Origin of the sequence: Neoalteromonas facilis (assembly GCF_002807665.1) — a bacterium.
Classification (GTDB): Bacteria; Pseudomonadota; Gammaproteobacteria; order Enterobacterales; family Alteromonadaceae; genus Alteromonas_E; species Alteromonas_E facilis.
The window spans coordinates 471,205-482,096 of sequence record NZ_PEAY01000002.1 but is presented as its reverse complement, the minus strand read 5'-3'; the positions used below and the strand labels follow the sequence as shown (position 1 = coordinate 482,096).

Annotated in this window: 12 protein-coding genes; 3 read left to right on the top strand and 9 right to left on the bottom strand. The window is 43.4% G+C overall.

What is annotated here, in order from left to right; genetic code table 11:
* Positions 1-241 precede the first annotated feature (241 nt).
* The 3 genes from CSH93_RS17915 to CSH93_RS08385 all read left to right on the top strand — a co-directional run bounded on the left by CSH93_RS17915 (position 242) and on the right by CSH93_RS08385 (position 2,223).
* A complete protein-coding gene (locus CSH93_RS17915; RefSeq protein WP_164078325.1) occupies positions 242-382 on the top strand; it encodes a hypothetical protein in 141 nt (46 codons plus the stop codon).
* A gap of 80 nt (positions 383-462) precedes the next feature.
* Positions 463-1,041: a nucleoside deaminase gene (locus tag CSH93_RS08390; protein WP_100642778.1), complete on the top strand. Its 579-nt coding sequence runs from the start codon at positions 463-465 to the stop codon at positions 1,039-1,041.
* Between the two features lie 198 nt (positions 1,042-1,239).
* On the top strand, positions 1,240-2,223 hold the full coding sequence (locus CSH93_RS08385) for a catalase family peroxidase (RefSeq protein WP_100642777.1): 984 nt from the start codon (positions 1,240-1,242) through the stop codon (positions 2,221-2,223).
* 52 nt (positions 2,224-2,275) lie between these two features.
* On the opposite strand, the gene CSH93_RS08380 is transcribed toward CSH93_RS08385, so the two are convergent.
* The 9 genes from CSH93_RS08380 to CSH93_RS08340 all read right to left on the bottom strand — a co-directional run bounded on the left by CSH93_RS08380 (position 2,276) and on the right by CSH93_RS08340 (position 10,675).
* Positions 2,276-3,367, bottom strand: a complete 1,092-nt coding sequence (locus CSH93_RS08380; RefSeq protein WP_100642776.1) for a c-type cytochrome — start codon at positions 3,365-3,367, stop codon at positions 2,276-2,278.
* A gap of 106 nt (positions 3,368-3,473) precedes the next feature.
* The gene (locus CSH93_RS08375) at positions 3,474-4,886 is read right to left on the bottom strand and encodes an MATE family efflux transporter (RefSeq protein ID WP_100642775.1); all 1,413 of its coding nucleotides are present in this window, start codon (positions 4,884-4,886) and stop codon (positions 3,474-3,476) included.
* A gap of 301 nt (positions 4,887-5,187) precedes the next feature.
* Positions 5,188-5,649 (bottom strand): GNAT family N-acetyltransferase, encoded by a 462-nt coding sequence (locus CSH93_RS08370; protein ID WP_164078324.1) that lies wholly within the window; start codon positions 5,647-5,649, stop codon positions 5,188-5,190.
* Between the two features lie 58 nt (positions 5,650-5,707).
* The gene (locus CSH93_RS08365) at positions 5,708-6,331 is read right to left on the bottom strand and encodes a hypothetical protein (protein ID WP_100642773.1); all 624 of its coding nucleotides are present in this window, start codon (positions 6,329-6,331) and stop codon (positions 5,708-5,710) included.
* A 113-nt stretch (positions 6,332-6,444) separates the two neighbouring features.
* Positions 6,445-7,044 carry an alpha/beta hydrolase gene (locus CSH93_RS08360; RefSeq protein WP_240615530.1) on the bottom strand — a complete coding sequence of 200 codons (600 nt, stop codon included), beginning with the start codon at positions 7,042-7,044 and terminating at the stop codon, positions 6,445-6,447.
* A 90-nt stretch (positions 7,045-7,134) separates the two neighbouring features.
* Entirely contained in the window at positions 7,135-8,154 is a 1,020-nt protein-coding gene (locus CSH93_RS08355; protein WP_100642771.1) for a PH domain-containing protein, read from the bottom strand.
* Positions 8,155-8,179: 25 nt separating this feature from the next.
* A complete protein-coding gene (locus CSH93_RS08350) occupies positions 8,180-8,806 on the bottom strand; it encodes a hypothetical protein (protein WP_100642770.1) in 627 nt (208 codons plus the stop codon).
* Positions 8,807-8,908: 102 nt separating this feature from the next.
* Complete coding sequence (locus CSH93_RS08345) at positions 8,909-9,187, bottom strand: hypothetical protein (RefSeq protein ID WP_100642769.1); 279 nt, start codon at positions 9,185-9,187, stop codon at positions 8,909-8,911.
* Positions 9,188-9,244: 57 nt separating this feature from the next.
* A complete protein-coding gene (locus CSH93_RS08340) occupies positions 9,245-10,675 on the bottom strand; it encodes an MFS transporter (protein ID WP_100642768.1) in 1,431 nt (476 codons plus the stop codon).
* Positions 10,676-10,892 lie beyond the last annotated feature (217 nt).

Here is a 10,892-nt window from a genome sequence, read left to right as displayed (position 1 = left end):
AATTTATAGAACCGGTCATCCTAAAAAACGTCGTTGGATCGATTTTTGGCCAAACACACTTCACTTACCGAAGCAACCGCACATAACCACATGTTTTAAATAAACTTTTAATTTAAATAAACGATTCTGAGAACGGCCAGAATTCGCCACTTTGCGATGAAAAATGCGCGTTACATTCACTCGTTTTTTTCGATGCATATCCACAGCTTTTATAATTTCCCGTTTATTAATGGTTCAAACGATGCCTCCTCATGCTACAAGTACCTTTGAACTGCAAAGCCCACCTATTGTGCTTCCGAGATTGGAATTGGAAAACCGTCGATTAGCGGGTATTGTAGAAAACGATGGTATGACGGTATTTAAACGAAACGTCAGTGAGTGAAATATCGAAAAAGAGCAACTTTAAAAAAGCAAATAAAATCAGTCGCTCGCCCACTTGTTACATACAAAATACGGACTAAAATGCATAACCATACACACGCGCTACACATAGAAGTTCCTGATTGGCTATTCAGCATGGCTGACACCTTTGTTGCCACCCCCAATGTTGATGAGTGGATGCAGTTTGTCGTCAATACCTCAGCCAAAAACGTAGCACTGAAAACCGGCGGCCCATTTGCTGCCGGCGTGTTTGATCTGTCATCAGGCGAACTGATAGCGTTAGGCGCCAATTTGGTTGTAGAGCAAGGTCTATCAATACTGCATGCGGAAATGGTTGCAATATCATTGGCACAGCGACGTTTAGGCACTTATGACTTAGGTGCCGAAGGGCGTAATTTAGCCTTAGTATCCAGTAGCGAACCCTGCGCCATGTGTTATGGCGCCGTACCGTGGTCCGGCGTTCGTCAGCTTATTTGCGGTGCGACCGATGCCGATGTGAGATCGATTGGGTTTGATGAAGGCCCCAAGCTGTCAAACTGGGATGAAGAACTGCACAAACGCGGCATCACGGTCACAACCGGTGTACAACGAGAAGCCGCCACCGCGGTATTAAAAGAGTATCAACGCGTTGGGCATATCTATAATTCGCGAGAAGACTAAAGTCTCCTGCTTCTGTTGCGCCTTTTTAGATACGCAGAAAACTTCTTTTCATTTCAAAACGAATGTCACGCATGGCCGAATTCCTCGGCTTTGCGTTTAATCGTTTTAGCAGCACAGAAATTTTTGGATCGTAATCCAGTCTCATCTCGTAGTTACACTATACTTACTCGCTCGCCAGAGCATAAATAAGGATCCATAATGAAAAAAACCGCACTGATCAGCAGTATTCTATTCACCATGACGTTGTCTGCGCCTGTACACGCAGAAAAGCCAGAGTCAGTTTCGGCCAGTGATCTAATTGAACTGTTTGAGAAGCTTGGGGGTAAGCATCCAGGGATCCGCAAAGCACATGCCTCTGGGGTATGCGCGGTTGGGCGTTTTGAGCCAAACGCCGAATCCGGTCCTTTTGCAAAAGCTGCATTGTTATCAAACGGTACTTTGCCTGTAACCTTGCGTTTTTCACTTGGTGGCGGCAACCCCAGCGCCGATGAGCGTGCTCCCGGAACCCGCGGCATGGGCATGCAACTGACCTTACCGAATGGTTCTCGACACATCTTTACAGGTAACAATTTCCCGGTGTTTGCCGGAAAGGATCCAGAAACCTTCTACGGCTTTTTATCAACCTTGCTGCCCGACGAGAATGGTCAACGCAATCCGCAGAAAACTATGGAGTACATTAAAGCGAACCCCAGTGTTCAAGCGAATGCGGTATGGAATCAACAAGCTAAAACGCCTGCATCTTTTGCCAATACAGAGTTTTTTGGCTTACATACGTTCTTCTACAACGACGGCGAAAACGAGATTAAATTTCGCTGGCATCTAACACCTGATTTAGGCGTTGAAACGCTGGAAAAAGAACAAGCGCAAGCTATGGAAACACCGTTTCTGGCAGACCGTTTGAGTAGTCAAATAGCAGACGCTACCGTGAGCTTTTCAATGCACGCGATACTTGGCACTGAAGACGATGTAGTCAACGACCCATCGGTACAATGGCCAGCAGAAAGAGACAGCGTAGTGCTTGGTAAAGTAATACTTGAGCAGTCAGGTGGTGATGCCTGTACGCCAGTGAATTTCGACCCTAACGTGTTATCTGCAGGGTTTAAACCCAGTGATGACCCAGTGCTGAGAATGCGTTCGTTGGCATACGCCATTTCATTTGGTAAACGCTTAAGTGGGCAATAGTAAGGCTACCAAGCGGTAGCCTTAAAAACTTTCATTGTGGTGAAGACAAGGATTATCGAACGTAGTCCATGCCTTCACCGCGCATAACCGGATAACCTAGATTCATCCAACCGAAAACACCTTCGTATAAAGTGTAGGCGTTATCAAATCCACGATCGCGCAACTGATTAACCAAATGGTCAGACGCCGCACGCGGACAAGAGCAATACGCCACAATAACCACATCCTTAGGCAGGTCGCTTACGACCTCGTCCACATCGGTATAGTAAGGCATCGGCACTGAGCCTTTAATGTGAGCTCGCTGCCAAACACTGGGTACTCGCGTATCCATCAGCATGATCCGCTTTCCACTCTGTAACGCCTTATTTAAATCGACCGACATAACATACATGCCATCCTTGATATCAAAGGTAGGATCGTCACCGTCAGGGTTCAGGATATATTGATCTTTACTCGGGTATTCTCGCAGCACCGTCTGCTGCGGCTCCCAGCCATCCGCTTTACTGCGCAGAAAAGCGGTCAGATTATCGATATCGTCCGACGATAAGGTATTTTTCCATGCTTGCATCGGCGTTCCATCTCGACCTTCGCGGATCGCATAGCGGATAAACTCATCTTTGTTGTGCGACAAAGCTGACTGGTTGGTGAGTGCTGGCGCCGTTACACCTTCCCCTTTCTCGCCGTGGCACGATGTACAGTTCTGCGCGTAAAGCTCTGCTCCTTTTGCAGCATCGCCTTCTACGGTATTCTCCGAAAGCCTTACACGGTCGACATTTTCTTGCCAAAACAACCAATAGGTTAAATCCCAGGCTTCATCTAAACTCAATGGCCCACCGACTTCATCTAAGTAGCCAGCCATTGGGGTACCAACGCGACCATACGACAGCGGGCGTAAAATACTGTGCGGTACACCAGATTCTAGCAATTGTTTGCTTTTCAGCGATGGCGCGTGATCGTTGGCATATCCTTCACGGTTTTTACCATGACACAAAGCACAATAACGCTGATAGTTCGCCGCCGCATTGCTCGCTTGGTCTTCCGTAAGTTCGCGCGGCGGTGATATTGTCCGATAAGAATATTCCTTTGCTACGATTTGAAAAACTGAACAAAGCGATAACAACAATAAAGTTAATTTGAGTCGCAACGTTGATTCCTTGTTTTTAGTTGTGTTGATTAATTAAAGCGTTCAACCGCTAGAAGTGTCAAACGCGTTCGCCCCATGCATTCGCTGTTTTAGCTCTTCAAGATCCTTAACAAGCCTGCTGCCTCACACGTCTTATCATCGTCACCGCTGAAAGGACTAGAAAAGGCAGCATCACTAATTCTGCAATCGGAAAGGCATACCACAGTGCAGTAACATCGACCCATTGAGTTAATAGAAAAAGCGCAGGCACAAGCACTAAATATATCTTGGCAAATGACAGTAACATGGCTTGTTTGGGTCTATTAGTAGACTGCAAACCGGCAACGGTAATCCCGGATAGCCCCGCAAGCGGCATCAATAAAAACATGATGCTGGCAATCTTTGCGACAGTGCTCTTGAGCTGATCATCGTCTGTAAATAACCCCGCAATATTCCCTGCAAACGTGATAAGACCCAATGCAACTACCAGCAGATACACCATAGCGATGACCAGACCTAGCTTTATCGCATTGTCGACTCGATTGAATTCAGCCGCGCCATAGTTATAAGAAACGATCGTTTGGCACGCATTGGTAATAGCGATAAGTGGCAGAATACAAAAAACGTTTAAACGCCCTAAGAGCCCATAAGCACCAATCCAGTTGGCAATATCAAGCGTTCCATAGGTTGCCAGCAAATGGTTAACACTCCCCACGACAAGCGCAGCGCCAAGGTAAGTACTCAGTGCCGGTAGCCCTAAACCTAAAATCAATCGAATTTGCTTGCCGATACCGCCTAAATCAACACTTAAATTGGCAAAGTCATATCGCTTTAGACCCAGTAGTTTTATTGCGAGACACACGCCCAAGGCTTGAGAAATAAGCGTGGCATATGCTGCACCTGCAAGCCCCCAATGCAATGTCGCAATGAACAACCAATCCAGCACTACGTTGGTCAACGCGCCGAGTAAGATAACATTCAGCAAACCCTTCATGTTTGAATATGCTCGAAGCAGATCGCTAGTAAAAAAGAGTAAAAAAATCAAAGCGGAGCCAGCCACGAGCGGAACGTAATAAGTGACGGCCAATGGCAACAAAGACGGCGTAACGCCGATCAAGGGTAACACTGTTTGCTCCCCCCCTATCAGCAACAGGGCCATGAAAAGCGACAGCATTAAAATAAGCACTACCCCTGAAATGACGCACGTCTTAAGCTGGCTATTGTCCCCGCTCCCTAAGTAACGACTGACTAGGATGCTAGCGCCGCTTGATATAAGAGCCGCGAAGGCTATTTGTAGCATCTGTATAGGAAATACTGTAGAGACGGCCGCAAACTCTATCGGTCCCACATAGGTCCCTATGAAATAGGCGTCCACCAGTGAATACATGCCATTGATCAGCATCCCTATTGCCATGGCGACACTTAATTTTAGGTATAACTTGCCAACCGAGTCTTTTGAAAAAGAATGAATATGTTGGTTTGACTGACGCTCATTGTCCGGAACAGAGGCAGCCGTTTTCGAGGGAATTGATTTGCTCACAATAAATTACTCTCAAGTTACTCAGCCTTTCCGCTTGGCTAACTTGGTTTAGTAATCAATTGTTGATGTCTTGATATTTGAGAGTGAATCCATCTTTTGCGGATAGGCGTCTCCCACACCTGGCGCGCAAGGTACCACTGAATTAAAAATCAGTAAAGGTATTTAGGATAAAGTGAATCACTACCCATCATATTTGACTTTAAGAACTCGAATTGCGCGAGTAAAAAACGTACCTGAGAAAATGCCGTAGAATACTGATAAACCCAAAGCTACGGCGATATCATTGAGCTTTAATCGTTCTCTACATGTTCACCGTATAGGCCATTATAAATTTCGTTTTTTCAGCACAAACGACCTGGAATCCATGAGACTGATAGAATTTCAGCAAATGGTCTTCACAGCGAAGATATAAAGCTGATATTTTCAACTCTAACGCCTTTGATTTAGCAAACTCGATAAGTATTGTTGATATACCTTTCCCCCTATAATTTTTAGAAACATATATTCCATCGATCCAATGGTTATAGTTGGGGTAGTCTGAGTACTCGCGGTATTTTAATTCGCCAGCCCCGGCCAATTCACCGTTAATATGAGCAACAAAATGGAAAAGACTAGAGTTTGAAGATACCTTTTTAATTACACTCTCGATAGTTGCTTTCGGCTCCCTATGATCCCACTCATTAAAGTACCACTTTGCAACGATCTCAATATCGCTAGGACAATCCATTAAATTTGAGATGCTGACACTGCTTTTCTGAAACATAAGGCCCCACTTCAGCTGCATCGGGACGTATGCGAATGAAAACTTATGTTAGGCATCACTAGTGGCCGCCGGCTGATTCGTTCTTGCCAACTCGAAATTCTAGGCCAAACTCAGATAATAGACTATCCAGAACGTCCTTATTTTTAGGGTCGCTCACAGTCTCATAAACCCATGTGTAATAGCCATTGGTCGATATATTTTCGAAGGCCTTTTCCTGGCCTACTAATTCAGTCAGGGCAATGTATTCAAGATAACAAACGACAATGTGGCTTAACGTGCTACCTTCGTCTCGACTACCATGGGGATGGCCCGTTTTGACGTTTGGGAAACGCTCTTTTATGCGTGCTCGAAACGCTTCTTTTGTCGCTTTCCCATTCATTATGACGTGCCAATGGAACTGCTCGTGAAGATAGCTGGAGAGAAGTTTCACTTTACTTTTTAAGTAATCCGGCTGAGTACTCATCGTTAGCACAGGGTGACTATGCGGTGTTTTAGCCTCTGAATTCACTCGTACTTTTTGCGTATAAAGCCAAGGGGATAAATCGTATTCTTCATGAAGAAATTCCAAGTCCGATTTAATTTTTAACTCATCGTCATTTTCATGAACAGTTGTAATGCTCACTTGTGCATGAAGGGAAGAGGTAAAAAGTAACGTTAGAAATAGAAAGCGTCTAATGTTCATGTATTTCCTTATAGAGGCTGCTTACAGCTCGCTATTGAGCGAATTTGGCTTGCTAGAAACAATGTAGAACGAACCCGAACAAGCTACAATTCGCTTCACTCATAAAAAACGTGTTAGTTACTTTTATCTTTTATCCATTGTTTAACAGGACTGACCCACTCCGGAATTGGTCGATAAAAAGCACCATGCTCTTTGCCTGTAGAAATCGAAATTTCTTCAAAGGATTTAAGGTTATCACTTCTATCTCGAAGTTTCTGACATGTGCCGGCACCGTCTGAAGTTTCATAAACCGACAATAAAGCCCCACTAATTTTAATCTCCGAATATTGCTCAGAAACAATCCGCCCACATCCAGCTAACAAAATCGTGTTAACGGGTGTTTCCGCCAAATAGTGAGACGTTAAACTGGTAATAAAAGCCCCCCGAGAGAACCCCATAATGGTTATGTGCTTTGCATCAACGCCATTACTGATCAACGCTTTCACGTTGTTTGCCAGTGTTTCTGCGTGTTGGACAGGATCGGTACCTTTAGGACGATGATACGCAATTAAATTGTAAGCGTTATCTGATAATGACTCTTTAATCGCCGGAAACTCATAAACGCCCCACCTTTCATTTCTGGGAGTCGGGTTTGTCCCTTCAACAATAAAGCCATGAGAATAAAATACATATTTCTCATCGGCTTTAATATGTTCAGGAAATTTCTCATACACATTTCCGGCATAACAAAATGACGAAATGAAAAAGCTTACTAATACTGAAAATTTGATTTTATTTCTTCCTATTTTTGCTTAACGCTGTGTTCAGCACCTCACCTGCTGCACTGCATTATTTTGTCGTGATCCCAAATGGCGTAAAGCAGAGATAAAGTGCTCGGCATTATCTACCCCAATAAAAATATGCGTAACCGACCCCATTGGCTCAGTAAGTGCAATATTAACATTCGGATAACCAGCGTAATTGTAACGCTTCACAGACTTCGAACGCGCGATGAATTCGTTGCTCTTCTGAATGCTAGCTATTTTTTCTATTGGGATAACTAATGGCTGAAATAACCCATAGCGAATAACTAACGTATTACCCACTATAGAGATTGGCCGTATTGAAACCGCTCGATACTCTGCAATAAAAAAGACTAAACTGAAAACGGTGAGAACAGTGACAACATTGGCGCCAAGGGGTGACCAAATGAAATGCAAAACCAAATGCATAATGGGTAATTCAAAAACAATTAATAAGATGAATCCGAGTAAGTTACTTTTTGCGCCGTCTTTGTGATGATAAGTAAAATGCTGTTCGCCACTAAAATTCTCGGCTTTGATCCGCGTTGCAAAAAATGCAAATGTCCACATTCTCGTTTCAAAGCTTAACAACGTTGCGACAAGGCTTTCACCCAAGTGTTTTTTTATTGGTCGTTCGATTGAAACATCAGGATCTTCACATTTACCAATAGCCGACTTGATCGCGATATATACCGTTAATATTGCCACCAGTTCAAATGACAAGATGGCAGCCAAGACAACATAGCGCCCATCCTCTAGATAGTGCCACACTAGCTTGCTTTGTTCGGGAATAACGTAACTTCCGATGAGTACCGCCAAGCACACAAACACAATGGATTTGACTAAGGCTTCCTTTTTATCTTTAACACACAAGAAGCAAACGATCGGTAGCGCTACCAGCGCATCTAACAGAAATAGCCATTCAAAGTTTGCACTACCAAAATCATTGAGTTTGCTATTAGATTGATAATAAAACCCCCACCATAGCGAAATGCACACAAGGAATAACAACGGAATTTTTGATTTTATTGAATCTCTCATCAATATCTCCTAGCGGCACAACGCTTCATTCAGAGGCGTGTGCTGTTTGGATGTCCTGCGATTCGCATTTTGCTGCACTTTGCTTAGTTGAATTGTTAGGTGTGTATTGCCCACTCAATTCGGACATTTTTTTGTTAAAGCTAGCTCTATACACAAACGTTTTTTCAATAAAGCAATCATATACAAGGCTATAGTATTTGTGCCCTGCAACTTCTTCATGTGTGGGATCGTTCTCAAACAATAGTTGTAAGCTCGAGAGTAATTCATCGCCATCAATTACCGTTTGATTCTTCTCACCATCGATTTCATGTTTGCCCCAAATCATTCCGATATAAAGATCGCTTTGTCGCATAGTGGGAAAGAACGCTATTTTCTGTTCGAAATATTTCGACTTCGCGTCGTCTTCAGGGTTTCTTGCCGCAATAATTTCAATCCGCTTTTGGTAAATCGGATCAAAATGCATGCGCCATTGTTCTGATCTTACTTTTGCTTTGCCTTCGGTATCATTAATCACATGGTAAGCTTCAGCAAATGGCACTAGTGGAACCGATACCAATAGTGCTGAAACAGTCGCAATCCCACCTAAATCTTGTTTGGATGCACAGCCGCTTAAAAAAGGGATCAGAAACAATAAAACTAAAAACTTGCGCATAATTTCCTTTTTCTTCTGATGCCCCGCGAAAAGGCCAATTAACGATGAGCTTAAACACAAAGAGGGGTAAGTACATACCGAGTCTGGGCCTTGATAGCTCTGTTACATGTCTACATTGCTGACGTCGCGAGTTCGTTGCGCACGAAGGTGCTCTTCTATTGATATAAGAACAGCAACAATGCCCGAAAATATGAATAAAAATATAGACCAGATTGCGATGGGCAATATTGCGACAGTCTGAAATGCAGCTCCTGTTACCGACACCCACAAAGCTGTAGCTGTTGCGCCAAAAAATAACAGCAATGCAAAAACGGCGATCACTCTCGCCAAAAGCAATAAAGTATTAAAGTTTCGAGATTGAATGGATGAAAATGGTCTCAATTTAAACGTCCTTATTTCAATGAACGAGCAGTATAACACCCAGGAGAAAAGTGATCGTTAAATTTCACCTCTCCGCTTTTCCAACGCAATCTTTATCTGATGAGCCCTTTCTTCGGAGATGTCATATTTCCACATGACGACAATGGCAAGTAGCGCAGTGACAACAGGAATCGAAATATCGGCAATTCGAAGATTGGTCATTGTATCTACCGTCTGAATGGTGGCACTGGGATCGAAATCTACAATCTTTAGGACTACACCAGCAAGAAACAGTGCTAGAGCTTGACCCAGCTTAACCATTAACCAATAGATGGCACCAAATGTTCCCTCTTTACGAGGCATGCCATTATTCAACTCATCCAAATCACATACATCTGCAGTCATACTCATCATCAATGTAAAGAGACCCCCAATACCAAATGACATCAAAGGAATTGGCATAAATATCAACCAGGGATTATCTGGGTTAAAGCCATACCATTTTAGTGCGTAGCCGATGACAGAAATTAAAGTAGAGATAATAAAAGCATTCCGTTTACCCCAAGTGTTAGCCATCCAACTTACAATAGGGATAACAAAAAATGCAGTCATCACAGCACTCAAAGTTGAAAACCAAGCTGGCCATGTGCCTGCAGCGCCGTAATCACCATTAAACATATGAAACACAATAATGAAATAACTGAAAGAAGCGACAAGCTGAAATCCGTTAAATACCAAAAATGTAGCACCACAAAGCCTTATAAAAGACCTGTTCTTAAACGTTTGAAGAATGTTCTTGAAAACGGACTTAATGTTGTTCCACAGATTGCGAAAAGAAATTTCAGAGCGATCTTCGATTTTGTCACTATCTATTCCTTTACAAAATAATCCTGGCAATATTCCCAACACGATGCAACCACCCGCAACGAGTAAAGACAGTTTTTGCACTCCTTCCGCTTGAGTCGGGAATATTGATGGGTCAGCGATTAGTACCCAGAACCAAGGGACAATCATCCAAGCTATCTGCCCCATAAACTGTGAGAACGCCATCAAGCGCGTGCGCTCATTGTAATCTGACGTTATCTCGTAACCCAGCCCCACAAATGGAGTAGCATAAATCGTATTCCCAATGGTAAAAGCTAAAGAAAAACCTAAGAAGTACCAGAAGGTAAAATCATCGTTCCACTCAGGACTCATTTGCCATAACACAGCAAACAAGGTTCCACTGAGTAAAGCTCCTACCACGATGTACGGTCGACGCCTCCCCCAGCGAGATTTGGTGTTGTCAGTGATAAATCCCATGATAGGGTCGGTTATTGCATCTAAAAAACGCGGTATTGCACCTAATATGCCCGCTGTTAATGGATCAACACCAAATCCTGTGATCAGAAAAAAGGAGAAGACACTGAGTGCAGAGGGTAAGAAATTGAGCACAAAAGTCCCTGCTCCATACGCAGACTTCTGGCTTAAAGGAACTCTATCTTTTTCGGCTGTTTTATAGTGAGACATTTAAATCATCAGTTCTTTATTATGTATCGAATGTAAACGAATTTGTTGCATATTTGTTAATCAACAAGCCGCAATCTAGGTGATAGGTATCAGTCTTGCGGTGAGACGGATTTTTTAGCACCGCTAAATGTCCCCCAGCTAAAAAAATACCTTCTTAACTGTTCTACAGTCCGTTGTGTCGTTTCTGTATTGACCATTTTCAGCAAGTTGCATTTTA

Bases quoted from the DNA above. Each gene is read 5' to 3' on its own strand.
- CSH93_RS08390 (WP_100642778.1), top strand. From the start codon at position 463: ATGCATAACCATACACACGCGCTACACATAGAAGTTCCTGATTGGCTA.
- CSH93_RS08365 (WP_100642773.1), bottom strand. From the start codon at position 6,331: ATGAACATTAGACGCTTTCTATTTCTAACGTTACTTTTTACCTCTTCC.
- CSH93_RS08340 (WP_100642768.1), bottom strand. From the start codon at position 10,675: ATGTCTCACTATAAAACAGCCGAAAAAGATAGAGTTCCTTTAAGCCAG.
- CSH93_RS08385 (WP_100642777.1), top strand. From the start codon at position 1,240: ATGAAAAAAACCGCACTGATCAGCAGTATTCTATTCACCATGACGTTG.
- CSH93_RS08355 (WP_100642771.1), bottom strand. From the start codon at position 8,154: ATGAGAGATTCAATAAAATCAAAAATTCCGTTGTTATTCCTTGTGTGC.
- CSH93_RS08370 (WP_164078324.1), bottom strand. From the start codon at position 5,649: ATGTTTCAGAAAAGCAGTGTCAGCATCTCAAATTTAATGGATTGTCCT.
- CSH93_RS08350 (WP_100642770.1), bottom strand. From the start codon at position 8,806: ATGCGCAAGTTTTTAGTTTTATTGTTTCTGATCCCTTTTTTAAGCGGC.
- CSH93_RS17915 (WP_164078325.1), top strand. From the start codon at position 242: ATGCCTCCTCATGCTACAAGTACCTTTGAACTGCAAAGCCCACCTATT.